The following is a 25464-nucleotide window of genomic DNA, read 5'->3' on the forward strand; positions in this document are numbered from 1 at the left end:
ACTCCAAAGAAATAACATTACATATGATCACTTCTGAACGAGATGTAGTTCTGGATGATAATACTTGGAGATTCAACGGGAATCAGATCAAATCTTTTATAAATCTTTCTGTAGATGTATGGGAAACCCACATAACCAATAATATTCAAACCTATCATGAATTAGATGTTCCAATACCCATAAATAGAATATTGAAAGGCGAACACCCAGCAACAGACCCATTTTGTATTATTTGTTCAAAAACTTTTGCGAAAATAAAAGATCAAATTGAAAGTCGGTATTTTCTTAAAACCATTAAAGATGGAGTTCTTATTTTAGACAAGATATATGCAAGTTTACTCGAAGAAGATAGATGACTTCACATAACAACGTATTCACGCATCGGGCCATTCAGCCCTCGGTCCGGCAGAAGCACTTCGGTGAAGTGCAATCAGCCGGATACATTCATTCCCCTAAGATAAGAGCTATCTAAGGGGAATGGACGTCGTGAATACAAGAACGTTATAGGCAGCGTAAACCCTAATATATTAAACCTCGTTCTTGACATGAAATTGAATACATAATTTTGATTGGTGGTGGTTGACAATGCATGAACAGTCAAAACATCTAATTGCTGTATCAGCTCTTGTTAAGAATGAGATGGGGCATGTTTTGATGGTCCGGACACATTTACGAGCTGAAACTTGGGAATTGCCTGGAGGATTTGTTGATGCTGGCGAGTCATTAGAAGTAGCGGTATGTCGTGAATTTCTCGAAGAAACCGGAGTTGTCATCCGTCCTATCGGAGTGTCCGGTGTCTACTACAATGAAAGGCTTCATGTTTTGTCAGTAGTTTTTAATGCGGACTATGTTAGCGGTGAAATAACAATTCAACCCGAAGAGATACTAGAAGCGAATTTTTTACACTTGGATGCAACTAAAATGGATGAATACATTAAACGGCCTCATTTAAAGTCGCGAATTTTAGATGCGCTAAATGTGGTACACTCTATACCCTATGAGGCATGGAATTTGAACCCACCTGACTATAAGCTGCTGTCAAGAATAGACGGGGAACATCAGAATGCAAAAAAAGTTTTTTTGCTCACGGGAAAGCCAAGAACAGGAAAGTCAACTTTGATAAAAAAGCTTATAAATAAGATGGGATCAGAATTATGCGGTGGATTCTACACGGAGGAAATAACCAATTCCAATGATAATCGAATTGGTTTCAGATGCGTATCTGTTGATGGAGACAGTGTGGAAATTGCTAATGTAGAAAGTCCAAGTGAAGTTCGAATAGGAAGATACGGAATTGATATAGGAAAATTCGAAAAATTTGCTTTAAGAGTATTGCAAGAAGCCATCATCCTTAAAAAAGTTATTGTTATTGATGAAATTGGATTTATGCAAATGCTATCCTCATCTTTCCAAAGAAAGGTGCAAGAAATTATTTCTGAAAATCGCATTGTATTAGGGACAGTTCCTCTAGATAGTCATCCTGAAATTGACAAAATCAAATATATCAAGGAAGTGCAGTTAGTTAGGATTAATGAATTTACCCGTGATGTGATAACAGAATTATTAGCAACGGATATTTTGAAAGCTATAGAATCAAGTGTTTAAAATAATCTCTGAGAAGGCGCTGACATCCTATAACATTATATTCACGTATCGGGTCGACTCTGTCGTGGCAGAAGTTAGGAGTGGATTCGGTGAGGCATTCAGTGTTCGGGAAGCAGAAGCAGCCGGACACATCCGTACCGAATAAGCGCATCGTGCCCGGCGACTTCGTCGCCTTAAGTCGGGGGGACGTCGTGAATACAACAACGTTATATGAAATCCACTAAAGACCTTATATATTGGAGCTGAATCATGGAAGAAGAAATAAAGAAAATTAGAAATAAGCAATCTAATATTTTGTTTTATTTCATGTTATCGATCGGATTGATAGGCTCATTAACAATTCTACTTCAGAATATATATCGTTGGACCATTGTGGATATTTTCACACCTTTTATTGCACCGTTCATTGAGATGATTGGTTATCTAGTTTTTATAGTTTGCTCATTGATAGTTTTTGTGTATTTTGTTGTAAGTAAACCATTCCAAAGAGCAAGAAACGGGATACCAATCTTGATAAATATTGTTGTTCTTGTACTGGTATTCATTGTTCCTTTTACTTCATTAACATTAAATCTTGATTATCGTTTAAATAAGTCAGAACGCGAAGAAGCTATTAAATTGGTATTAGATGAATCGTTGAAACCCAACGTACCTTACAATACAGCATTAATACATTTACCTAATAAATATGAGAAGTTGTCCAAAGGCGGTGGTGAGATAGTTGTCAAAGGAAGTGGACAGGATACTCATATTCTTTTCTATACTTATCGTGGAGTAGTTGATAATTTCGCTGGATTTATATATACGGCAGATGGAAGAAGCCCGGATGAAACGTTATTTGGGGATTTTATTCAAGTAAAGAAATTAGATAAGAATTGGTATTGGGTAAGCGCTACGTAGCAGCGGACTTCATATAACAATGTGTTCGCGCATCGGGGTACAAGCCCCCTCGGTCCCCGGAAGATAAGTCGAAGAAGTGATTGCCGGGACACATCCGCACCGACTAACCGCATCGCGGCCGCTCACTTCGTTCGCTTAAGTCGGTGGGACGTCGTGAATACAATAACGTTAGTGGAAATTTCCTAAAGACGAAAAATTTAAATGAAAGCTAGATCTGATTTATCAAGCAGGATAGGCCATTACTACTTTTGATAAATGATAAGGAGTAGATAACTTTTGTCAAATAGTGATTTTCCAAGAAATGCTGAAGAAAAAACAGGATACTCTTTAGTCTTCAAAGATGATTTTAATTCATATGATCTTGATAATAATAAATGGTTTCCCTACTATTTGCCTCAATGGAGTAGTAAACAAAATTCTAAAGCAAATTATAGGATTCAAGACAGCCAATTAATATTGCAAATAACAGAAACTCAACTGCCGTGGTGTCCTGAATTTAATGGAAACGTTAAGGTAAGTAATCTCCAAACAGGAGTTTATTCTGGTCCCTTAAATAGTGAATATGGTCAACACAGATTTTCAAAAAACTGTCTCGTTAGAGAAGAACAGAAAGAAGTAAGGCTTTTTACTCCACAATACGGCTACTTTGAGATTAGAGCTAAAGGATCTAATGACCCAAATAATGTTTTCGGATTCTGGATGATTGGATTTGAAGACCTCCCACATCGCTCGGCCGAAATATGTCCTTTTGAATTGAAAGGCTGGAATGTGAATACTACCAAGTCTACAATAGGATTCGGTATTCATTCATTTGGAGACCCCGAAATTAAAGAAGAGTTTTTTGAGAGAGAGTTTATGATAGATCCTACGAAGTTCCACATTTATGCAGTGAATTGGACGCCTGATGGAGTTGATTTTTACCTCGACAATGAATTAATTCATAACTCAAGTCAATCCCCTCAATATCCGATGCAACTGATGCTTAATATCTATGAGATTCCACCATTAGAAAGTGGTTCAAAAAGGGCTCCTACTTACCCAAGTGAGTTTACCATTGATTATATTCGTTGTTATCAGAAGAAGTAAAATTAATGGTATTTTCAGAGGTGAAGAAAAACTTCGTCTAACACAATTCACGCATCGGGGGACAAGCCCCTTGGTCCGGTACGAAGGTAGAGAGGATTCACTGAGGCATTTGCAGGGAAGTGAATTCAGCCGGAAACATCCCACCACTTAACCGCATCGCGGCCGGCGACATTCGTCGCCTTAAGGTGGTGGGGCGTCGTTAATACAAGAACGTTAGATGAAATGGGACAAGTACTTATTTTTAAAGAATATATTAATGTAAATAGGTGATTCTATTGAATATTTATGGTCACACAAAAAATGCGACACAAGAACTAAGGCATATATTCAATAATGATAATAAGAAGGATATCAACTCTATTTTACTTGCGATTAAATCTTCATGGAGATTTATTCATAAGTACATAAAGAACATACATCCAGAATGGACTATTGAATTCTCGACGAAGCTAAATATCATTAATCCAGAAGAATTAGTAATTACCTCTAATATGATCTCAAATGCTCGGAGAAGTTTTATTTCGATGGAACAGGAAAGAGAAATTAAAACGTACATGATGTATTTCATCTGGATTATGAATAAATTACTTATATTTAATAAATCTGATGAAGAGGGATGTAGAGTTTGCCAAGGTGAATTGTATTATTATTTTGATATAGAACATGACATTTTAATTAAGGAATGTGGAACCTGTAGCTCTTGGTATCATGGCAAGTCTGATAACACTATAAAGGAATTTACAAAGAATATTAGACCTGCAACAAGAACAGATTTAATAGACAACAAAATATCTTGGAATGCTTAATGCTTTGAGAGGAGTTCAAGGAGTGTCCGACATCATCTAACATCATATTCACGCCCATCGGGTCATTCGGCCCTCGGTCCGACAGAAGTTATGAAGCCAAGAAGCTGTATCAACCGGACACATCCGACTATGTCGGACGTCATGAATACAAGAACGTTAGACGAAAAATCACTTAAATCAATAAATTATGGAGACCAAATGATACAGAAAATACAAGGATACATGAAAGATAAATTCCCTGAATATTGGAGCAATATCAACATTCGTTTCGAGTTAGGTGAGCCTTATCGAAATGGGTCAAAGCGAAGAATAAATCAAGTAAACAAAAGAGTAAAGACATTATTCGAAGAGCTCTTCAAACCAACGGATACAATATATGTCTTAATCAAAGACTGGGGATCATATGAAGATCCCATGTTTGGCAATACAACTCCTGAATATCTATATGAATTATTTAAAGGTATAACAATGGAAGAGACAACCCTATATGATATCGATGAGGACGAAGATGAAGACGGAAATAACATTGAAGTAAAGATTGAATATAAGTTTAAAGTTTTGTCTGGTGTGGTCTCTTCAATCCCTTATAAGGAAATCTTTGAAGGGATTTCTCATTACGAGCAGGGAAGAGAACCATCGATTGGACAAAGAGTTTTCTTTTTAAGCCAAGAGAAGGACATCTTATTCCACATGTACGATGATAGAGGATGTATTGCTCATGCGGTCTCAAAGGAACATTTAAGTGCACTTTATGTAAAATACAACGATTGGATTGTGAATTACTGGAGAGAGTATTTTGATGGTATTTTCAAGGAAGAGTGATCCTTCATCTAACACCATATTCACGCATCGGGCATTCGCCCTCGGTCCGGCTGAAGTTAGAAGAGGATTCGAAGAGGCATTTCAGACGCGGGGAAGTGGAATCAGCGGACACATCCGCTTTGCACTGCCTAACCGCGTCGCGGCCACTCCCTACGGTCGTTTAAGGCAGTGAAGGTTCGTGAATACAAAAACGTTTGGCGAAACGACCGAAGAAGTGATTGAACTACAGAAAGGAAGTATTTCAATAATGAAAACCAAGTTAATTATTTTATTTCTGATATCAATCATAATGCTCGGATGCAATAATCATGAAGATAACACCAATAAAGTATCATTATCCACTACCGCAGAACGTTTTATCACTAAAAAAGGATACAAGATAATTAATAATGAAGGTTATGTTTATGAATACATATTAGAAAAAAAACATCTGACGGAAATGCCATATTTACAATACTGGAGTGTTCAAACCATAGATCCAGTTTCTTTTGTTGGCAAGCGAATTAAGACCAGTAAGTTTATTGTTAAAAACCATCCGCTAGATAATATAGATAATAATAGAGGAAAACAAACCAATATTTATATAATGGAAACTGAGAAGCAAATAATTGGAGGATACAGTTTGCCTGTCCATGATGATCTACAAATGGGTTGGGTCTATACCATTGATGGAAAGACACTAGAAGAGTTAACTGGGATGCCTTATCAAGAATGGTTAGAACAGTGGAAACAAAAATACGAAATATAATTTAAAAGTATATCAAGAGTCGGATCGCCTAACACCATATTCACGCTTCGGACCATTCGGCCTTCGGTCGGCCGGAGCACGATGAATTACAGAGAGGTATTTCAGTATTCAGGGAAGCATATTCAGCCGGACACATCCGCACCACCAAACCGCATTGCGGCCGCCACTTCGTCGCTAAGTCGGTGGGACGTCGTGAATACAACAACCTTAGGCGAAATAACCTGGAGAATTTACAGAGAGGAGATCTCAATGAAGTTTCCATTAATCGTTTTAGATTTAGATGGTACACTACTCAACTCAAATAAAGAAATATCTAATCGTAGTTATAATGCCATTATGGATTGCATAAGGCTAGGAATGAAATTCATCTTTGCGACAGCACGTCCTCCAAGGGCAGTCAGGTCATTTATGAAAGAAGAGTTACTCAGATTAAGTTCTTTTATTTATTACAATGGTGCCTATATCGAGTGTAAGCATACGGGAATAAAGGATCATGTACCGATTGAATCTGAAATTACAGCTGAAGTCCTAGATTACTGTCTGAATTGCAACCCTGATCTTGACTTAAGTTTAGAAGTGAAAGATGAATGGATGAGTTTAAAGGAATATGACTACACGACACTCATTAAGGTTAAAGACAATCCTATTGTAAAGCCACTGGATGAACTCAAACGACTTGAGGCATCAAAGATCCTGTTTTCAGGAAACATTGATATGGTTTCATTTCTGGAGAAATTTAATACGAAATTAAATATTTTAACTACAGACAATGGAAAGCTTGTTCAGCTTTCATCACTAAGGGCTTCAAAGGAAAGTGCAGTATCGGTTTTGTGTAAGGCGATAAACATTTCACTCGAAAACGTCATGGTTTTTGGTGATGATTTCAATGATATAGGATTATTTAATTCTTGTGGATGGCCCGTGGCTATGGGAAATGCAATTGAAGAATTGAAACTGATATCTAAAGAGATTACAGAAACTAATGATAATGATGGAGTGGCAATGATCTTAGAAAGACTTTGTGGGTGATTCAAGGTTACTTCGCCAGATTCAGCCGGACACATCCACCACCTAACCGTATCACGGCCAGTTCTTTTCGGAGCCTTAAGTCGGTGGGACGTCGTGAAATACAACAACTTTATGTGATATCCCGGCAAAAGATAACTCAATGAAACTTCAAGGAGGCTAAAATGAGAAATAAACCATATGAGATTACGAGATTTAATGCTTGGTTAATCCTTATTTTTGGAGTTAGCTTTGGTATATATGATTCTACAACTACTATTTACATCTCTTATCCATATACCTATGAATTCGACTGGTGGCTCTTTATAAGATGGTGTTTCGGAACATACTGCATATCAATGGTTTTATATTCTTTATCTGAATTATTAAAGCGAGCAGAGAAAAAGATTGAAAAAACCCCTTATTCATTAATTGACGTATTGAAACTACCAGAGAAAGAGATGGATACAACCAGTAGTTCGGAAACTACTTTAAATAACAATGAGAAAGATGATCTTTAACAAATAATGCGTTTGTAATGCGGGAAGTTATCTACTCGAAAGAGCGATAAACACTACCTTAAAGAAATTGGTGAAACATACCATGAATACAAGTGAATTGATTCCACAGCACAAAAACGATCACGAAAGAGTAAATATTCTTAAAACTTTGGAGTTAATAGAAATTAAACCGATTCTTCCCGATCTGCTTGTTTGGCTGCAAGATGCCAATTGGCCAATTGCTCAGGGCGTTGAGGATATCGTAATTAATTTTCAAGATGAATTGATTCCTTATGTGAGAGACATTTTTCAAACCAATGATGGAACATGGAAGTACTTCTTACTACATGGACTAATTAAAAGGCTTCCTGATAGTGTATTAATTCTCTTGAAGTCGGATTTGGAAAGAATGAAAAATACGCCAACACCTGATGAAGAATATGAAGAACTCGAAGATATTTTAACTGAATTGTTATTAAGGATTTGAAGGCATTCCAAGAAGTCGAGTACTTCTGATAACACCATGTTCACGCTTCGGGCTATTTGGCCCTCTGTCCGCCCGAGGCATTTCGAAGAAGTGAATCAGGCGGACACATCCACACCGACTAAGCGCATCGCGGCCGTCCCATTAGGGCTTAGGTGGTGGGACGTCGTGAATACAAGAACGTTATGCGAAACCCTTGTGAAAGATCAATAAAGACACTGATGGAAGTGATTTCATGGAATCTCAAAGAATAAAATGTACGAGTATCGACGTCTATGAACATGCCTTAACTCGAGGGAAAGTATATGAAGTAGTCGATGAAGATGAGAACAATTACCGTATTGTAGGAGATCATGGAAGAAGAGTCTGGATTTCCAAGTATAATTTTGCATCCATCGAAGAATCGGTATTAATTATGAAGACATGGCAATTTGATGATGATATCGACAAGTATGAATTAATAGAAGTGACAATAACCTTTGATGATGAATCTAAGAGATGGTGTGTAATCACTACACCGGAAAAAATAGTCGAATATTTTGATAATGAATTAATGAGTCCACCTGGAATAAATATGAAGCATCTAATAATAATGAAGACTACTAGAACAGAAGATGTAGAAACAATGTTAAAACATCTAGATAACCAAAACGAATTAATAGAAGTGACAATACCTTTACTTGAAAGCTAATCGAAGAGGACAATGGCATCGCATAACACCGTATTTACGCTGCATCGCGTACGCTCCTCAGCCGGAGCCTAAGTCTGACGACACGTTCACTGCTCAATTAAGGCTCTCGGGTTCAAGTTGATCGAAGGGCGTAAATACATATATTCTGGAGTGATTTCATTGAAGGTAAATGATTATCGAAAGTTATATAAACCTGTATATCATATGAAACCAGACATGATTGAACTTCTACAAGTTCCACCATTGCAGTTTATTGTTCAAGAAGGGAGAGGAAGACTAAATACGTTAGGAAGGCCTGCAGAAGACTACTGGGCTGTTTGGAAAACAGTTAACCAACTCAAAAGAATGTCAAAAGAAAGAAACAATTATCAGTTTAAACTTATGCCTCACGAGATCGTTTGGCATGAAAAAGTTAGTGAAGAAGAATGGACATTTACTGAAATGATGCAGGTCCCGGATTCAATTGATTTTGATATGTATGATGAAGCAAACCGGGCTGTAGAGAAGAGATATCGAAAACAGATAATGCCCAAGACGAAACTTATAATGATTGACCAAGGTTTTTGTATTCAAAAACTGCATATCGGACATTACAGAGAGTCGTATAAAACTGTAGAAGAGCTACATAAATACGCAGAAGATCATGGTTATAAAGTATCCAAAGATAGGAGGGAAATATATCTTAATCCTCCAGATTGCTATCCAACTCCTGACAGATGGGAAACGATTGTAAGATTACAAGTCAAAGCACTTTAAATTGCCGAAAGGATAGATGATGAGGGATGAAGCAAGGAGAATTGGTTAAAAAAACGATAGCCTCTCTTAAAGAAAGACTAGAAAAAAATAATGGATTATTAGAACTACAACTTGGTGAAGGTTATTTGACCCAAGCTATATGTACATTTAATGAACCAGTAAGTGAAAGTGAATTACTTCATTTTCAGAAGAAGGCTGGTCTTAAGCTTCCAGTCGATTATTATAATTTTTTATTGTTAACCAATGGTTGTTCATTATTTGACCATCCGCAGTATGGTGGAGAGGCGCAAATTTGCAAGTGGCAGGACACAGAAGTCGAAACTATTGAAGATTTGCATGAAGGCTATATGAAATTAAAGATCGCGCGTATTTACCAAGATGACATTATTATCGATCTAAATGCTTACAATGAAGGTTCTAATAATTATATGATGGTGAAAGGAAGCATTGATAAGTTTCACGAGGCAAGATGTTTGAATATGAATTTTGAATTGTGGCTTGATCGGTTTGTTATTTGCCAAGGGGATAAGTTTTGGGATTGGCCGATATATACAGCTGAAAACTACTACAGGCTAAGAGGATGAAGTAGTGAATTCAGCGAACAACCTTTGCGGCTAACCGCATCCTGCTGCTTACTACGAGGAGAGACCAATGGATATACATGATATTCCTGTTGAATTTGCAGATCAAATAGGAGCGATTCGGAACATTTCATTCCCTCAACAAGGGCATACTTCGGTCGTTGTTAAAATTGAAACTCGCGATCATCAGTTCATTATTAAAAAGACTGAGCATGGTTTATTTAATGAATGGTTATCTGAAGAATATAAAGCATTACAATATCTTTCGACTGCTGGACTACCGGTTCCAAAGGCTTATGCTTTCCATGTTCAGGACAATTCTAGATGGCTGCTCATGGATTATATAGATGGAATTAGTTTGAGACATTTCCTCGGAAGCAAACCTAATCTTAGGGACAGAGAAAAAGTTATATCTAACTATGGTTTATGTTTAAAACAAATCCATGAAAGCCAATGCCCTGTTGGATTGCGCAAGAATGATCAATCTTGGTTAGATATGATGCTCACGAAGGCAAACCACAATCTTGCTAATTATGATGTGGAGGGCACTGAAGAATTACTTATACGACTGAAAAATGATAGACCTAAACCGATTGAAAATACTCTGATTCATGGCGATTTTCACACCAATAATGTATTGGTTAATTCCAATAATGTAATTGGTATTATCGATTGGCCTAGAGCTGCGTTTGGTGATCCCCGATTTGATATCGCGTTGGCTATCAGACCTAAAAAGGATATTTTTGATCAAAAGGGGGATCAAGATTTATTCTTTGAATCCTATGGCAGATTAAGGATAACGGATGAAGAATATAGGTATTTCCAAGAAGGTTTGTATAAGTTCTTTTAAACATCGTTTCAGGGGGCTTGTTTAAAAGGTACGGCTAATCTGATGAAATAAATGAAGAATATAAAGAATCATTTAATAACGTTATACGAAAGGACGATGCGAATGATATTTAATAAGGCAATCGGTGATTATGATTTTGTTCTTCAATCAAAAAATAGAAACTCTTTTATTCTCTTTAATTTTTTAGAACTCGATCGAGTACATCACTCATCAGTAAACTATCTTGTTAGTATTAAGGATGATAAGTTCTCTGGCGAGATAAATGTCTGGATAGATACAGATGTACTCAAGAATTTTATAAGAGATCTAATCGAAGCCAATATTAATAGGACAGGGAATTTCAATTTATATTCTTTATCCCCAGAAGAGATGGAAATTAAATTCATGAGTCAAAGAGTAGGCCGTTTTGAAATTGCTTATTCAATCAAGAGAATTGGATATACAGAGAATTTATTTATAGAAACAACGTTAAAGGGATCATTAGAATTTGATATTGAGTTTTTTTATCCACTAGAAGAAAAATTGAAAGAAATAAATAAACTTTTGAAATAAGAATAAGGATTCGAAGAAGCATTCCAATGCAGGAAGAGAAGCTGTAAAAATTAAACCCATATAAAAAACCAACACTTTTAGGAGTTTTAAATATGTTCGAAAACTTTAAATTTAAACCGGGGATTGTAACATATAACCCTTATAAATTAAGTCCTGATGACATGACAGATATTAGATGCTTAAGCGAAGACATGTTTCAAGTCGAATATCCAAATGGATATTTAATAGATGTCGGATGGTATGGTAAGTTTTTAACACTCAACGGAGTATTTATTATCTATATATTAAAGGACACCAAATGGGACAAACCAGTATTCAAAGAAGAGTATAGATCAGTGGCTGAATTATATGAAGGAATGAAAAGTGCCATTGAAAGAATCAATCAATCATTAATGCTTCGGACGTAAATTTATTTGCAAAGGAATGAGAATCATAGACGTACAGGATTTGGCTATTACAGCATGTCAAAAATCAAAACAATATTTAGTGCCTGGAATTTCAGAAAAAGCATTTGCTGAAAAATGTGAAGAGATCATGTTTTCGTTGGGAGCTGAATCACTATGGTACCCAATGCTCGTAAACTTTAATAAAAACTCAATCTATTGCACACGTGGGAATCACTTGCCTTCTGAAGAAATCATTTTAAAGGAAACTGATATTGTTTTAGTAGACTTTAGTCCGATGTTGAACGGGAAATGGGGAGACTACGCAGAGACTATTCTTGTTGGTGAAGATCTCAATTTTTACCGATTGATTACTGATGCTAAACAAATATTTGAGTTAACCTATGCTTACTCACAAAAAGCAGAGACTATTGAAGAGTTATTTATATTTTGCAAGGAGTTAATTGAATCCAGAGGATATGAATTGCTTGATCCAAACGGAAATATCGGTCATTCCATTGAAGATTATTCAAACCAATCAAAGCGAGTATATATTTATCCCAGCAATGGCCTTATAACCTTGAAAGGCAAGAAGTGGGCAATTGAACCTCACATTGGAAAGAACGGTTATGGAGCAAAGTTCGAAAATGTAATCGCATTATAAAACGTTTAGAAAGATGGGAATAAGATGGATCCAAATACTTCAAGAAAATCATCTTTAGTAATAATCCTTCACGAGATATATGGAGTAAATGATCATATAAACTTTTTCAGTGACATTATGAACAAAGAAGGTTTTGAAGTCTTATGCCCAAATTTATTACATAGGGAACCATTTTCTTATGATCAAGAAGATACAGCTTACCACTATTTTATGAATAAAATTGGATTTAACAAATCATTAGAAGAGGTATTACATACAGTTAATCTAAATAGAAAGAAGTATGACTTCATCTATATTATTGGATTTAGTATCGGTGCAACAATTGCGTGGATGAGTAGCGAGTATGAGGTTGACGGAATTATTGAATTTTATGGGTCGAGAGTTCGAGATTATGTAGAAATAGAACCGAGATGTCCAGCCTTATTAATATTTCCAAGACATGAAAAATCATTTAATGTACTTGAATTGGAAGAAAAATTAATGACTAAGAAGAACAATACTGTTGAAATTATTGAAGCTGAACATGGATTTATGAATCCTTTTTATAAAGCATATAACTCATCAAAGTACACCAAATGTATTAAGAAAAGCATCGATTTTCTAAGTCGAATCGAAGAAGGCACAGGCATCCGATAACACCGTAAAAATGACTTTAAGAACATAACAACAAATTCCCATCTTTACATACGAACAAATATTCTGTATTATCTATTTGGGCATAAATTCCATTTTGTGGAGGCGTTCAGTATGGGAAGAGTTGTTTTATTTGATTTGAGTAGCCAAGATCCAGAACGTGCAGCAGCATTTTATTCATCCGTATTCGGATGGAAGATTGCAGAGCCCAATTGGGGATACTATCCAGTAACAACAGGTGATGATAATAAGCCAGGAATACATGGAGGAATTTCCAAAGGACCTAATGATTTTCCGCATGGAACTAGAATTCAAATTGAAGTAGATAACATTGAGGAATCAATTAAAAAATCAGTTGAACTAGGTGCTCAAATTGTAAGAGATAGAATGGAATTCGATAATTTCTATTTAGCTTATTTAGTAGATCCGGTTGGTAATGGTATTGGATTAATTCAGAATAAATAAAAGTGAAAGAAAGGAGATCTGCATTGCAGATCCCTTTTTTAAATAAATTAGAATTTAAGGACCCGATAAAGTAATTCGGGGGTAACTCAAGAAGACGCCGACATTATAACGCTGCATTTACGTTTGATACGGACGATATTTATGAAGCTCACAAATCTCCGAAGGCTTTTTTTGGACTCAAAGAAAGACTGAATGAGATTTATGACGTTGTAAACCCAGTAAGACTTATTGGTGCATTTATCGTTGGTGATTTCTCGGAAGAGGAAGATGGTTACTGGGTATGCGTTGAGGTTAATAATATTAGACAAGTTCCTGAGGGCATGATTTCTGTAGTAGTTCCTAAACAAAAATATGCGGTCCTAAGACATAAGGGGTCTAATTATGAAATTAGAGATTCATATGAAAAATTACATAATTGGATAGAAGAAAATAAACATGAGAGATTGCTGAGATCCTGGCATCTAGAAGTTTCAGATGAATGGGGACAGAGGGAAGCAGATAAAATGGAAGTAGACTTGTATGACACAATTAAATAGACTCTGAGAATTGTGCAGAGAAGGCGTTCTTCTCGTCCTATAACTCAAAAGCAGGAGTGATTATTATCAAATTCATTTTAATATTTGGCCCTCAGGCCGTCGGAAAAATGACGGTTGGCAACGAATTGACGAAAATAACTGATTTGAAATTATTCCACAATCATATGTCAATTGAGTTATTCCATCCTTTCTATGGATTTAGTAGCGAAACATGGAGGTTAGCTAATCTATTACGAAGAGAATTTTTTGAATCTTTTTCCAATAGCAATCAATACGGACTTATTTTCACTTATGTTTGGGGATTTGATCTTCAGGGAGATTGGGATTTTGTAAAACAAACTTGCGATATTTTTGAATCAAAAGGCGCAGAAATTTATTTTGTAGAATTAGAAGCAGATGTTGAAGAAAGATTAAAAAGGAACACAACTCCATATAGACTTGAACAAAAGCCGACAAAAAGAAATGTTGAACAATCTGAAAAAGACCTAATAAACACCGTTGAAAAACATAGGCTGAATTCCAACCAAGGAGAAATTTTAAGAGAAAACTATCTGAGAATTAATAATACAAATTTATGTGCAGAGGAAGTCGCAAAACGTATCAAAGATGAATTTATGTTATAGAGTGCTTTATGTAAGTTATTGAAGGTACCGACATCATATAACACCGTGTTCACTCGAATATTGAATGATAGGAGAAATTAATGAAAATATTGTCCAGCCTTTTCATTAAGAAGTTTGATTATGTGGCATTCCCGATTTGTATAGTCTCTTTGATGTTAATTACTATAAATCTTTTTTATAAAACAGGCTTTTCTAGTTCGATGTTGTGGAGTCAGGTATTAATTGTGATTTTATATTATTTAGCTACAAGGGGAAGGGCTGAAAGAAACTTAGAATCCAAAGGTATTGAGCCTAATATATTTCTATCAGTATTCGTTTTGTTGGTTGTTCTTTTGTTCATAGCTAATGTAATGAGCTTTATAAGTAACTTGTAAGCAACTCAGTCCGTTGATTGACACTACTGCAAAGCAAGAACATGAAACAATTTTAAAAGAACATCCTCAAGCAGCCGCATCAGATTGCATGTTAGTATAATACTTTTAAGGAGACTACAAATATGTCGTTAATTGGAGAAATTCATTATTTCCGTATACCTGTACTTAGTTTGGAAGAGTCGGTAAGATGGTACACAGAATGTTTAGGATTTCATCTTAGAAGACAGAATGAACAATTAGCTGTATTCGAATTGAAAGAAGAGCCCTTACTAGTCTTACTTAAGGCTGATACAAATTCGAGAGGCCACTTCTTAATAGACGGTAAACCAGAATTTTCAGTTGGCTTTACATGCCCGGAAATTCATAAATTCCGTCAGCAATTAATGGATCAGAACGTTGAAGTAGATGAAATGAACGAAGAGGATGGTCATTTTTATTTTCATTTCTATGATCCGAGTAAAAACAAGCTCCAAATACATTGGTAGACAATTCAGAAGGACCATCAGCTCTGCGAGGAGTCCTATTAGGCTGTGAAGATAAAAATGTTGTTCTCGAGGAGCAAGTCCAACAGGTTCAAAAAGAGCCAGGTGAGTTGTTTATGATGGATCTTAGAGAAACTATCAATCTTTCCTTTAAAATCATCAATGCGATGGAGAATAATAATCATCAATATTTGGAATCTGTTTCAGCATCAGAGCTAACAGTGGATAAAGAATTATAAGGGGGGAAGAGATTTTGCGGGCTACTCCGGATGTACTTAGTATTTGGAGAAAGTTTGACCATTTCCCTATGGAAACAATCACCAAAGCTTGGTTTTTTCATTTAGCTTTAGGTTTCAAACAACGAACAGTTGAACAAATGAAATCGCATAGAGAGCAGTATGGAACCTCAGGAAATTGTTTTGATTTAGCAATTTGGTTAATTCATGAATTCAGAAAAGAGAAATTTACCAGTTACGCAATATTAACTCCTGACTCTCACGTTGCTGTGGTGGTATTAAATGAAAAAGGAAACAGATACTTATGTGATCTAGGTGATCAGTGGATTGATCCAATATTAATAGACCAAAAAGATGAAGATTACTCGGAAGAGTTTCTTGATAACTTCTTTCCAGGTGCACAGGTAAAGATGGAATCACGGGAGAATAGCCTTCTAGTGACATATAGACGACCGAACGGTAAAGAAATGAATCAAACGTATCTCTTAAATCCAATAACGGATGAGACTCTAATAGCAGAGGGAGAGAAGACTCAAAGAACATTAAGTAGTCCGCTTGTAGAAAAGAGAATTTTTACAAATAGCTCCGTCATTCATTGGGAGTTTGATAACTATATTAGTTTCTATAGCTCAATGGATGGGAAGCAGATCGAGAGCAAATTACAAACTATAGAAGAATGGGCAGAACGAATCGGTAACGTTAGCGGTATTGATAAAAAAATAATAAGGGATGCTTTGGAAGTATATTCGAAGAAGTCCCCCCATAACTAACATCATATAATATGGATTCGGGGGGCATTTCAGCAGCAGGACGTACATGTAGACTGAGGAGGAGATAGAATGGGCACAAAGTTTGCAAATCTTCATATTAAAACCACTAATCAAGAAGTGGTCGTTCATGCATTGCAGAAATTAAGCAACAAAGCGGGATCAATGCTTACCAATACAAAAAGTAGTTTGAGCATTATTGACCAATATATTTACGGAGCTACTAAGGATAAACCGTCAAGAGAAACTGAGCCGTCGGTAACTTTTTATGTTAATCATGTAAAGCAATGGAGTAGTGTACTGAATGATTTTTTTGAATGGGGAACAGTGGAGAAGATCGGAGAACTCGTTTCAACATTAGTGTCGGAACCTGTTATGACAATTGGTTTTTTTGACGAGGATATATTCGAATTTACAATATTTCAAGATGGACAAATTAAAGCTAAAAAGTACTTTTGTGAAGAGTGGGTAAAAGAAGAGTATGGCCTTGGATCAGAGTTCATTGATTTGAAGTATTTAGAAGAAGTTCTTGAAGTAAACCATTCAGACTTAAGTGAATTCATTGATATTAGCAATCCCGAGCAAGCAATAGATCAGCTTTCAAAAATGATCCAGATAAATCTTTGGGTGGATTCAGAATGGATTGGTGAAGTTGATGAAATAGAAGAAAACTACTCTAAAATAGAATTAAGAATAATGTAACGTACGAGATCGAAATTATTTAACGAGGTGTTCTCAATTGGGTTATAACATTCGTGGGTTTATTTTACCTAAATTAGAATCATTTTTGTCAAACGAAAACTATCAGAGTATTCCTTATGCAAATCTAAATAACAGTTATATATTAGTGCCTTTAACAGATGAATTATATGATCAAGTAAATATGTATCAAGGAATAGCGGAACCGGGATATACATATTTAACAGATAAGTTATTTGATTTTGGAACGCAATTATCAATTTTTGTTAAGTCAGTTGCAGCTTATATTGAGGCCGATTATTTCGGGGGACATGGAAATCAAAGCGCTATTGTTTGGTGTAATGGAAAGAAGATATACGAAGAAACTGAAGCAAAAGAATCAATAAACAAAGCTATTAGAACGATGGGAACTATAAAAGAACATGGAAAAGATGAATTTGAAACAATTGGATTAAATAAATATAGAAGATTAGAAGACTGGGTAGAGAGCTTCTAAGAACTGGGGGAATCATATGAATCCTTTTAAAGATATATTGACATCAGAAAATGAGATCAGAGATCTACTGGGTTATCCAAGTGAGGTTGTAAAGAGGAAAACCATCCATCATATAGATGTTCATTGCCGCAATTTCATCTCCATGTCACCCATATTGTTTATTTCTACATCGGATAAGGAAGGCTTTTGCGATGTGTCTCCAAGGGGCGATGCGCCAGGTTCGGTACTAGTTCTAGATGAGAAACATCTCGTTATTCCGGAAAGACCGGGTAACCGCCGAATGGACTCACTAAGAAACATCCTATCGAACCCGCGAGTAGGTATTATATTTATTATTCCCGGACTGGAAGAAACGCTTAGGGTTAACGGACAAGCCTATATTATTAAAGACGAAAACATTCTAGATCAGATGAAAGCAAAGGAAAAAAAACCTTTGTTAGGCATTGGTATAGAAGTTGAGGAATGTTTTATTCATTGTGCTAAAGCCTTTAAGCGTTCCGGGGTATGGGATAGCAAGACGTGGATGGAGGGAGATGCGTTGCCATCGATCCCAACCATCCTATCCGATCATGTGAATTCAACTGAATTTACAGAAGAGGTAATCAGAAGAGGGCTGCAAGAAAGTTATGAGAAGAGATTGTATTAAAGAATAGAGAATAGGGATAAGGAGCACAAAATGATACTTGAGGTAGCCATACTGAACGTGAAGCAAGGAATGACTTCTGATTTTGAAGGCAATTTTAAAACAGCATCAGAAATTATTTCAAGCATGCAAGGATATATTAGACATGAATTAAGAAAATGCATGGAAGATAAGCAAAAATACATTTTGCTAGTAGAGTGGGAGACGCTGGAAGATCATACGGTGGGATTCCGCCAGTCTGATGAATATCAGAAATGGAAAGCGTTGCTGCATCATTTTTATGATCCGTTTCCTGTTGTGGAGCATTACGAAAAGATCGATTAAGCTAACGAAATGATCGAATGTGAAGAAAAACAATCATTATTGGAGGCGAATATGAATCTTCAAGAAATAGTGCCTATATTAAGAATCTTTGATGTAGCGAAGGCCGTGGACTTTTATATAGGCTATCTAGAATTTCAGGTGGATTGGGAACATCGTTTTGAACCTGATTTACCCCTATATATGCAAATTTCCAAAAATAATCTGAAGCTTCACTTAAGTGAACATCATGGAGATTGTAGTCCTGGAGCGGCAATAAGAATTGAAGTAAATGGAATCAGAGAACTTCAAAGAGCCCTTATAGAGAAGCAACATAAGTATTCCAGACCTGGTTTGGAAAGCACTCCATGGGAAAGCGAAGAATGTTGTGTTACTGATCCTTTTGGAAACAGGATCATTTTTTATGAGTACAAAAAGAAGTAATGACTGCATACCATACTTGGAGGGCTATTATGGGAGTGAATTGGTACAACTCGATCGCCTTGCGTAATGGCGGGTATAAGTCGAATGCTAAGTTTCTCATTGAGGGGATCTCCGCGGAGGACATTTTCGAACAAGAATTAATGACTTTGCTTCCTAACTTTCAATGTGTATTAGATGCTGGCTGCGGGCATGGCGATTTTACGGTTAAGATGTCTCCGTTTGCTAAATTACTTTATGGCTTTGACAATTCAATTGAGATGATTAAGATTGCTAAATCTAATCTATTAGGCGAACCTAATTTGGAATTTGTATTTGCAACAACAAAGGAAGAACTTCCATTTAGGGATGAACAATTTGATCTCATTTATGATCGGAGAGGGCCAACTTCTATATTGAATCATAGTCGAATTCTACGGCCGGGCGGAACTGTATTTGGTATCCATTCTGGAGCCTTAGAGAAAGTTAGGCAGCTCCTTCAAACTAACCATTTTACAAATATTGAAATTAGAGAGTATAAAGATGCAAGATTCATTTTCCCTAATCGTGAGGAGTTTACGAAGTTCATTTCCAGTGTCCCTGGAAACCCCGATTATGCAGATGACAGTCTGAAAGAAGAACTCGAAAATAAAATAAAAGAGAATACAATCAACGGAACGTTACAATTAAAGGATTACAAATACATTTGGAAAGCCGTTAAAGCATGATATAAGGCGAGCAAATTTTAGATGAAATCACAAGAGGTGATCTATGAGGTTGTATCATTTCAGTGAGGAACCTGATATCAAGGTTTTTGAGCCTAGAATGATCAATGGTCAGATCGACGAATTAGCAAAGGTTTGGACGATAGACGAGTACCATGCAGCTCATTATTATTTACCCCGTGATTGTCCGAGAATATGTATATGGCCGAAGGAAGATACAACAGAGTTGGATCTAGATAAATTTTTTGGAATGTCTAAAACAAAGCGAATAATAACCATCGAATCAGGTTGGTACGAACGAGTGAGAAAAGGAACGATTTACAGATACGGCTTTGATCCAGATGCTTTTGAATTGTATGAACCGAACGCAGGATATTACATAACGACTCGTACTGTCAAACCATTGTTTGCAGAAAGAATAGATGATTTAATAACGGCGATTCTACACGAAGGAATTGAACTAAGAGTAACGCCATCGTTAATTCCTTTGAAAGAACATGTTTTGGCATCGTCGGTGAACTTTTCGATGATTCGAATGAGAAATGCAGTTCTGGAATATTATTAATGCAAGCCAGATTTCAGATAAATAATCCCCTCCGGTTCAACAACCGTGAGGGGTTTTTTTAAAAAAACACTTTATATTATTGAATGAGCTGCTTGCCGCGAGCTTCGTTGATCCAAGAAGGGAACTCGTTCAGCAGCTTGTCGTAAAGCTCGTCGTCGCTCATTCGGTCCAGGCTTCTGACGTTGAAGAAGTTGGCGTTGTCGATGAAGCGGCCGGACAGGTTGTCCAACTTGCTTAGGAATGCGAACTGCTCGTTGCCGACGCCGACGAATTGGAAGAACAGGCCGAGCTCGGAGGCGAGGCGAATCATTTCTTCCGTATCGGCGTCATCGAAGCAATTGCCGTCCGTTACGAAAATGACGTAGACCGGTACTTGATTACGGTAAGCCGACGCGTCGATTGTATAGTTCTGCTTGCCGCCAAGGCCGAAGAAAGAGCCGGTTTTGCCGCTCTTGCGAAGCGCCTTCGGGAAGTAGAAGTCAATGATGCGGCGAATGACGCCGGCATAGTTCGTGCCCGGCTCGAGGCTGTATTTTTTCGTGATTTCGCGGTCAACGAATTCAAAGAAGTTGTTCTTGGCGATCTCGCCCGCTGCGTGGTCGCGAACGCCGAACAGGAATACATCGGCCGCTTGATTGTCATCGAAGTTCATCGCTAGACCGAGCGTGCGCTCGCAAGTACGCTGCACGACTCCTTTGCGGAACAGCTCTGTCATAGAGCCGGATATGTCGAGTGCCAACGCTACGCGGGCTCGAACGCCGTTCAATCCTTTTTTCGTAAGAGAGATGGTAGCTTTCTTGGATAGGTCGATCAGACTTTCTTCTGCGCGTTTCCTTAGATCGATACTCATGTTTGTCCTCCCCTGGAACGATTTTAGTGCATCGTTACAGTACTACGATCAATAGGAGATTAGGATGCAACAATATTGGCTTGGCGGCCTTCGATGCCCGCCACAAGCAAACAAACGATCTAGCTGCGGCGCAGCGAAGAAGGCGACGTCTTCTTGTAACGCTTAAACGTGCGGCTGAAATAATAGATGTCGCTGAAACCGGTGGCAGCCGCGATCTCGGAGACGGTAAGCGACGTATGGCGCAGCAGATGGTCGGCTTGATTCAAGCGGGTAGCGGTCACGTATTCGGTGACGGTCTTGCCGCTCAGCTCCTTGAACAAGCGGCTGAAGTGGTAGCGGCTTAGGCCGGCCATGCCGGAGAGCTGCTCAACGGTCAGCGCTTCCTCGTAGTTGTTATCGATGTAGCTGAAGATCGGGGCGAAGCGCTCGATGTTCTTCAGTCGCTCGTCCGATTCGTTTTCGGACAGGACGGTGGCAACGTGGCTCCGCAGCAGCAGCGTTAGCAGCCGGTAAAGCTCGGACTTGATCGCGAGCTCGTAACCGAATTCACGATGCTCCAGCTCGTGAATAATGGCCAGCATGCAGGCCGATGCCTGCTTGTCGCTGCGTATATGGTTGTGCAGCAATAGTCTGTTCTGCAGCATCGGTGTAATGAACTTCGTCTCGGCATCGTCGACGGACTGGCTGTGCAGCAGCGAGACGTCGGCAATCAGCGCATAGTAGAACAAATGGTCGGTTAGGCTGACGCCGGAGTGCAGCTCATTGCTATTCACGACGATGAGGTCGCCTTCGGTGGCGTGAATGGCGGTCGATCCGCATTCGATGGATGCCTCTCCCGATACGATGTAGAGAAATTCCAAATGCTCATGCCAGTGGTGCGGGAACAGTGTTTCGCCATTTTCGTGGAACGTATTTCGGTGCACCTTAATCGGAAAATGCGGGTTCGGCATGTCCATTGGCTCTCGCAGCGACTCCATAGATTCCATCACGCTTCCCACTCCTCCCCATGTCATTAACCGCCATCTACACCTAGCAGCCATCGCAGCACGATTGTACAAAAAAACCGCACACGCTTTCATGGTTTAATATCGCATTTTCATTATAATACGAAAGTGTATAGAGGAATATAGCGAAACCATAGAGGAGAGATTGGCAATGAAAGCGGTCAAAATCGGAGTAATCGGAACAGGCTCTATCTCATCATGTCATCTTCAATCTTATCAAAATAATTCAAACGCCGAGCTTTATGCGGTATGCGATCTGAACGAGGAGCGCGCACAGAAAGCTGCCGATAAATACGGCGCTTCCAAGGTATACACGGACTATCGCGAGCTGCTTGCCGATCCTGCAATCGAGGCGGTCAGCATCTGTACGTGGAACAATACGCATGCCGAGATCAGCATCGCAGCGCTTGAGGCCGGCAAGCATGTACTCGTCGAGAAGCCGCTCTGCCGTACAGTGGAGGACGCACTTCGCATACAGGAGGCAGTCGCCGCATCCGGCAGGCTGCTGCAGGTCGGCTTCGTCCGCCGCTACGACGCCAACGCGCAATTGCTGCGCTCGATGGTCGACAAAGGCGAGTTCGGCGAGCTTTATTACGCGAAAGCGACAACGATCAGACGGCTCGGCAATCCGGGCGGCTGGTTCGCGGACAAGGAACGCTCGGGCGGAGGTCCGCTCATCGACATCGGCGTTCACGTCATTGACCTCTGCTGGTACATGATGGGCAGACCGAAGGCTGTTTCGGTTAGCGCCAATACGTACCGGAAGCTCGGCAACCGCTCGAACGTGAAGAACTTGTCGTTCTACAAGGCGGCTGATTACGATCCGTCGCAGAACACGGTGGAAGACCTCGCGAATGCGCTAATTCGCTTCGAGAACGGCGCTTCGCTGCTCGTCGACGTCAGCTTCACGCTGCATGCGAAGGACAATGAAGGCGCAGTTAAGCTGTATGGCGACAAAGGCGGCTTCGAGATCGATCCGGAGATGGTGATCGTCACGGAGAAGGAGGATACGATTCTGAACATTTATCCGCAGACCGATCATAAAGGCTTCGACTTCGAGGGTGCTTTCCAGAACGAAATCAATCATTTCATCGACTGCGTGCAGCAGGGCAATACGCCGATTAGTCCTGTCGAGGACGGTGTGGAAATTATGAAAATATTGTGCGGCATTTACGAATCCGCAGCCAAAGGAGCTGAGGTTCGTCTATGAAGCTTGGAATAAGTACTTATAGCTTGTATCAGGCGCTTCATTCCGGCTCGATGTCGGTTACGGATGTAATAGATTACAGCGCCGAGCTTGGCGCGGCGCATGTAGAGATCGTACCTCTCGGCTTCAACCTGTCGGAAAGCCCGGAGCTGATCGATACGATCCGGGGGCATGCGGAAGCGCGCGGCATCGAGTTGTCCAATTATGCGATCGGCGCGAACTTCGCCGATCTGAACGACGAGGCGTTCGCTGCCGAGGTGGAACGCGTGAAGCGCGAGGTCGATATCGCCGCCGCGCTTGGCGTGAAGCGGATGCGGCATGATGTTGCGTCGTCGACAGACGTCTCGATCGGACACTTCCTTCAGCAGCTTCCTCGCCTGGCGGAAGCGTGCCGCCAAGTAGCCGACTACGCGGTGCAATACGGCATCACGACAAGCGTCGAGAATCACGGCTACTTCATTCAGCATAGCGACCGCGTGAAGGCGCTCGTGCATGCGGTCGGTCGTCCGAACTTCAAGACGACGCTCGATATCGGCAACTTCCTATGCGTGGACGAGAATGCGATCGTTGCGGCAGCAAGCAATGCCGGTCTTGCCTCGATGGTGCATGTGAAAGACTTCTATTATCGTCCGGCTGCCTATGCAGCTGGCGAAGGCTGGTTCGGCACATCCGGCGGCAATTGGCTGCGCGGCGCCATCGTCGGTCACGGCGATATCGATATCCCGCAAGCGCTTCGGAAGGTGAAGGAAGCGGGTTATGACGAATATATATCTATTGAGTTCGAAGGCATGGAAGAGTGCAGACTCGGCACGAGACTCGGCTTCGAATACGTAAAGCGCAAATGGAACGAGCTATAAGTCAATTCAATCGCGGGGAGGAACTATTGTGACAGCACCAATCATAACGAATAAGATCGGCGTTATCGTGGACAGTTTCCAGCTAGGCGTCAAGGAAGGTTTGCTGAAGGCGAAGCTGGTTGGCGCTGACGGCGTCCAGATGTATGCCGTATCGGGCGAGCTTGACCCGGCTAATCTATCGCCTGCTGCGAGACGGGAATGGCGAGCTTATATCGATTCGCTTGGCCTTGATGTATCGGCATTAGTCGGCGATCTTGGCGGTCACGGCTTCCAAGACCCGGCGGCGAATCCGGCAAAGATCGAGAAGTCGAAACGCATTATGGAGCTGGCGCTGGAACTTGGCACGAACATCGTTACGACTCATATCGGCATCGTTCCAAGCGACCCGAACAGCCGCATCTACGAAACGATGCATAAGGCTTGCCTAGAGCTGAGCGAGTATGCAAACAGCATGAAGAGCCATTTTGCCATCGAGACAGGTCCTGAAACGGCGGCGCATCTGAAGTCTTTCCTCGATAGTCTCGGCTCCAAGGGCGTTGCGGTAAACTTCGATCCGGCCAACATGGTCATGGTGACGGGCGATGATCCCGTGCAGGGCGTTTATACGCTTGGCGACTATATCGTGCATACCCATGCGAAGGACGGCGTGAAGCTCGGAGATATCGATCCGCGCGATGTGTATGGACAATTCGGCTACGAGAAGGAGCTGAATCACGAAGAGATTGCCATTATGGCCGAGTCAGGCGCCTCGTTCCGCGAAGTGCCGCTTGGAGAAGGCGACGTGAATTGGGACGATTATTTGAGTGCGCTGCAAGACATTGGTTATGGCGGGTACCTAACGATTGAACGCGAGGTTGGTACGAATCCGGAGGCGGACATTACCAAAGCTGTACAGTTTCTGAAGCGCTATAGAGCGAATTAAAGTTTGCAATAAGGTGTTCGGTAGGCCTACTAGGCCCGCTGAGCATCTTTTTTTTGCTAAAAGGGTATTGATAGATGCCGAGTGTCCACTTTAAGATAGGATAGAATGTCAAGCTAGCGGAGCTGCTGCAGGCGGTCAAATAAGCCGTCCTCCTACCTGTCGCTGGTATGGAATGTTATTTTTCGGCGATAATTCTCTGTATGGGTATAGGAATAAGGTGGACTTAG

The 25464-nt window shown here is 39.7% G+C and carries 37 protein-coding genes; 35 read left to right on the forward strand and 2 right to left on the reverse strand.

Annotated features, from left to right (window positions below; translation table 11 throughout):
• Positions 1-23: 23 nt before the first annotated feature.
• The 32 genes from J2T14_RS10580 (at position 24) to J2T14_RS10735 (ending at position 20397) form a co-directional block, all read left to right on the forward strand.
• On the forward strand, positions 24-356 hold the full coding sequence (locus J2T14_RS10580; RefSeq protein ID WP_307470561.1) for a hypothetical protein: 333 nt from the start codon (positions 24-26) through the stop codon (positions 354-356).
• A gap of 229 nt (positions 357-585) precedes the next feature.
• Positions 586-1605 carry a nucleoside-triphosphatase gene (locus J2T14_RS10585; RefSeq protein ID WP_307470563.1) on the forward strand — a complete coding sequence of 340 codons (1020 nt, stop codon included), beginning with the start codon at positions 586-588 and terminating at the stop codon, positions 1603-1605.
• Positions 1606-1694: 89 nt separating this feature from the next.
• Entirely contained in the window at positions 1695-1829 is a 135-nt protein-coding gene (locus J2T14_RS10590; protein WP_307470565.1) for a hypothetical protein, read from the forward strand.
• Positions 1830-1854: 25 nt separating this feature from the next.
• Positions 1855-2505 carry a hypothetical protein gene (locus J2T14_RS10595; protein ID WP_307470567.1) on the forward strand — a complete coding sequence of 217 codons (651 nt, stop codon included), beginning with the start codon at positions 1855-1857 and terminating at the stop codon, positions 2503-2505.
• A 276-nt stretch (positions 2506-2781) separates the two neighbouring features.
• A complete protein-coding gene (locus J2T14_RS10600; protein WP_307470569.1) occupies positions 2782-3591 on the forward strand; it encodes a glycoside hydrolase family 16 protein in 810 nt (269 codons plus the stop codon).
• A gap of 524 nt (positions 3592-4115) precedes the next feature.
• Positions 4116-4397 carry a hypothetical protein gene (locus J2T14_RS10605; RefSeq protein WP_307470571.1) on the forward strand — a complete coding sequence of 94 codons (282 nt, stop codon included), beginning with the start codon at positions 4116-4118 and terminating at the stop codon, positions 4395-4397.
• Positions 4398-4538: 141 nt separating this feature from the next.
• On the forward strand, positions 4539-5219 hold the full coding sequence (locus J2T14_RS10610; protein WP_307470573.1) for a DUF3885 domain-containing protein: 681 nt from the start codon (positions 4539-4541) through the stop codon (positions 5217-5219).
• Positions 5220-5397: 178 nt separating this feature from the next.
• Entirely contained in the window at positions 5398-5967 is a 570-nt protein-coding gene (locus J2T14_RS10615) for a hypothetical protein (protein ID WP_307470575.1), read from the forward strand.
• Positions 5968-6159: 192 nt separating this feature from the next.
• Positions 6160-6996: a Cof-type HAD-IIB family hydrolase gene (locus J2T14_RS10620; protein WP_307470577.1), complete on the forward strand. Its 837-nt coding sequence runs from the start codon at positions 6160-6162 to the stop codon at positions 6994-6996.
• Between the two features lie 161 nt (positions 6997-7157).
• Positions 7158-7493 carry a hypothetical protein gene (locus J2T14_RS10625; protein WP_307470579.1) on the forward strand — a complete coding sequence of 112 codons (336 nt, stop codon included), beginning with the start codon at positions 7158-7160 and terminating at the stop codon, positions 7491-7493.
• 82 nt (positions 7494-7575) lie between these two features.
• Entirely contained in the window at positions 7576-7959 is a 384-nt protein-coding gene (locus J2T14_RS10630) for a DUF5071 domain-containing protein (protein ID WP_307470581.1), read from the forward strand.
• Positions 7960-8191: 232 nt separating this feature from the next.
• Positions 8192-8647 carry a hypothetical protein gene (locus tag J2T14_RS10635; protein ID WP_307470583.1) on the forward strand — a complete coding sequence of 152 codons (456 nt, stop codon included), beginning with the start codon at positions 8192-8194 and terminating at the stop codon, positions 8645-8647.
• Between the two features lie 159 nt (positions 8648-8806).
• The gene (locus tag J2T14_RS10640; protein WP_307470584.1) at positions 8807-9403 is read left to right on the forward strand and encodes a GyrI-like domain-containing protein; all 597 of its coding nucleotides are present in this window, start codon (positions 8807-8809) and stop codon (positions 9401-9403) included.
• A 26-nt stretch (positions 9404-9429) separates the two neighbouring features.
• A complete protein-coding gene (locus J2T14_RS10645; RefSeq protein ID WP_307470586.1) occupies positions 9430-9987 on the forward strand; it encodes an SMI1/KNR4 family protein in 558 nt (185 codons plus the stop codon).
• A gap of 67 nt (positions 9988-10054) precedes the next feature.
• Entirely contained in the window at positions 10055-10834 is a 780-nt protein-coding gene (locus J2T14_RS10650; RefSeq protein ID WP_307470588.1) for a phosphotransferase, read from the forward strand.
• Between the two features lie 102 nt (positions 10835-10936).
• A complete protein-coding gene (locus J2T14_RS10655) occupies positions 10937-11386 on the forward strand; it encodes a hypothetical protein (protein ID WP_307470589.1) in 450 nt (149 codons plus the stop codon).
• A gap of 92 nt (positions 11387-11478) precedes the next feature.
• Positions 11479-11793: a hypothetical protein gene (locus J2T14_RS10660; protein ID WP_307470590.1), complete on the forward strand. Its 315-nt coding sequence runs from the start codon at positions 11479-11481 to the stop codon at positions 11791-11793.
• A gap of 40 nt (positions 11794-11833) precedes the next feature.
• On the forward strand, positions 11834-12433 hold the full coding sequence (locus J2T14_RS10665) for a M24 family metallopeptidase (RefSeq protein WP_307470592.1): 600 nt from the start codon (positions 11834-11836) through the stop codon (positions 12431-12433).
• 24 nt (positions 12434-12457) lie between these two features.
• Positions 12458-13069 carry a dienelactone hydrolase family protein gene (locus J2T14_RS10670; protein ID WP_307470593.1) on the forward strand — a complete coding sequence of 204 codons (612 nt, stop codon included), beginning with the start codon at positions 12458-12460 and terminating at the stop codon, positions 13067-13069.
• Positions 13070-13180: 111 nt separating this feature from the next.
• Complete coding sequence (locus J2T14_RS10675; protein ID WP_307470595.1) at positions 13181-13531, forward strand: VOC family protein; 351 nt, start codon at positions 13181-13183, stop codon at positions 13529-13531.
• Positions 13532-13770: 239 nt separating this feature from the next.
• Positions 13771-14067, forward strand: coding sequence for an effector binding domain-containing protein (locus J2T14_RS10680; protein WP_373458153.1), 297 nt, complete (start codon positions 13771-13773; stop codon positions 14065-14067).
• Positions 14068-14132: 65 nt separating this feature from the next.
• On the forward strand, positions 14133-14690 hold the full coding sequence (locus J2T14_RS10685; RefSeq protein ID WP_307471918.1) for a shikimate kinase: 558 nt from the start codon (positions 14133-14135) through the stop codon (positions 14688-14690).
• Positions 14691-15186: 496 nt separating this feature from the next.
• Positions 15187-15549: a VOC family protein gene (locus J2T14_RS10690; RefSeq protein ID WP_307470597.1), complete on the forward strand. Its 363-nt coding sequence runs from the start codon at positions 15187-15189 to the stop codon at positions 15547-15549.
• Positions 15543-15785 (forward strand): hypothetical protein, encoded by a 243-nt coding sequence (locus J2T14_RS10695; protein WP_307470598.1) that lies wholly within the window; start codon positions 15543-15545, stop codon positions 15783-15785. The genes J2T14_RS10690 and J2T14_RS10695 overlap by 7 nt, the downstream gene beginning before the upstream one ends.
• A gap of 14 nt (positions 15786-15799) precedes the next feature.
• Positions 15800-16552, forward strand: a complete 753-nt coding sequence (locus tag J2T14_RS10700; protein ID WP_307470600.1) for a hypothetical protein — start codon at positions 15800-15802, stop codon at positions 16550-16552.
• 69 nt (positions 16553-16621) lie between these two features.
• On the forward strand, positions 16622-17251 hold the full coding sequence (locus J2T14_RS10705; RefSeq protein WP_307203258.1) for a hypothetical protein: 630 nt from the start codon (positions 16622-16624) through the stop codon (positions 17249-17251).
• A 37-nt stretch (positions 17252-17288) separates the two neighbouring features.
• On the forward strand, positions 17289-17744 hold the full coding sequence (locus J2T14_RS10710; RefSeq protein WP_307470602.1) for a hypothetical protein: 456 nt from the start codon (positions 17289-17291) through the stop codon (positions 17742-17744).
• A 16-nt stretch (positions 17745-17760) separates the two neighbouring features.
• Positions 17761-18390 carry a pyridoxamine 5'-phosphate oxidase family protein gene (locus J2T14_RS10715; protein WP_307470603.1) on the forward strand — a complete coding sequence of 210 codons (630 nt, stop codon included), beginning with the start codon at positions 17761-17763 and terminating at the stop codon, positions 18388-18390.
• 30 nt (positions 18391-18420) lie between these two features.
• Positions 18421-18711, forward strand: a complete 291-nt coding sequence (locus tag J2T14_RS10720; protein ID WP_307470605.1) for an antibiotic biosynthesis monooxygenase family protein — start codon at positions 18421-18423, stop codon at positions 18709-18711.
• A 51-nt stretch (positions 18712-18762) separates the two neighbouring features.
• Positions 18763-19131, forward strand: coding sequence for a glyoxalase superfamily protein (locus tag J2T14_RS10725; protein WP_307470606.1), 369 nt, complete (start codon positions 18763-18765; stop codon positions 19129-19131).
• A 29-nt stretch (positions 19132-19160) separates the two neighbouring features.
• Positions 19161-19835: a class I SAM-dependent methyltransferase gene (locus tag J2T14_RS10730; RefSeq protein WP_307470607.1), complete on the forward strand. Its 675-nt coding sequence runs from the start codon at positions 19161-19163 to the stop codon at positions 19833-19835.
• Positions 19836-19878: 43 nt separating this feature from the next.
• Positions 19879-20397, forward strand: a complete 519-nt coding sequence (locus J2T14_RS10735; RefSeq protein ID WP_307470608.1) for a DUF6886 family protein — start codon at positions 19879-19881, stop codon at positions 20395-20397.
• Between the two features lie 76 nt (positions 20398-20473).
• Here J2T14_RS10735 and J2T14_RS10740 read toward each other — a convergent pair whose 3' ends face one another.
• Both J2T14_RS10740 and J2T14_RS10745 read right to left on the reverse strand, forming a co-directional pair.
• Positions 20474-21247, reverse strand: coding sequence for a VWA domain-containing protein (locus J2T14_RS10740; protein WP_307203246.1), 774 nt, complete (start codon positions 21245-21247; stop codon positions 20474-20476).
• Positions 21248-21366: 119 nt separating this feature from the next.
• Positions 21367-22233 (reverse strand): AraC family transcriptional regulator, encoded by an 867-nt coding sequence (locus tag J2T14_RS10745; RefSeq protein ID WP_307471920.1) that lies wholly within the window; start codon positions 22231-22233, stop codon positions 21367-21369.
• Positions 22234-22402: 169 nt separating this feature from the next.
• Between J2T14_RS10745 and J2T14_RS10750 the strand changes: the two genes are divergently transcribed.
• From J2T14_RS10750 to J2T14_RS10760, 3 genes are read left to right on the forward strand one after another with little or no spacing between them, the layout of a single operon-like run.
• Positions 22403-23461 carry a Gfo/Idh/MocA family protein gene (locus J2T14_RS10750; RefSeq protein ID WP_307470610.1) on the forward strand — a complete coding sequence of 353 codons (1059 nt, stop codon included), beginning with the start codon at positions 22403-22405 and terminating at the stop codon, positions 23459-23461.
• Entirely contained in the window at positions 23458-24315 is an 858-nt protein-coding gene (locus J2T14_RS10755) for a sugar phosphate isomerase/epimerase family protein (RefSeq protein ID WP_307470612.1), read from the forward strand. The genes J2T14_RS10750 and J2T14_RS10755 overlap by 4 nt, the downstream gene beginning before the upstream one ends.
• Positions 24316-24343: 28 nt before the next feature.
• The gene (locus J2T14_RS10760) at positions 24344-25237 is read left to right on the forward strand and encodes a sugar phosphate isomerase/epimerase family protein (protein ID WP_307470614.1); all 894 of its coding nucleotides are present in this window, start codon (positions 24344-24346) and stop codon (positions 25235-25237) included.
• The last annotated feature ends 227 nt before the right edge of the window (positions 25238-25464 follow it).

Source organism: Paenibacillus harenae (assembly GCF_030812415.1).
Lineage (GTDB): Bacteria > Bacillota > Bacilli > Paenibacillales > Paenibacillaceae > Pristimantibacillus > Pristimantibacillus harenae_A.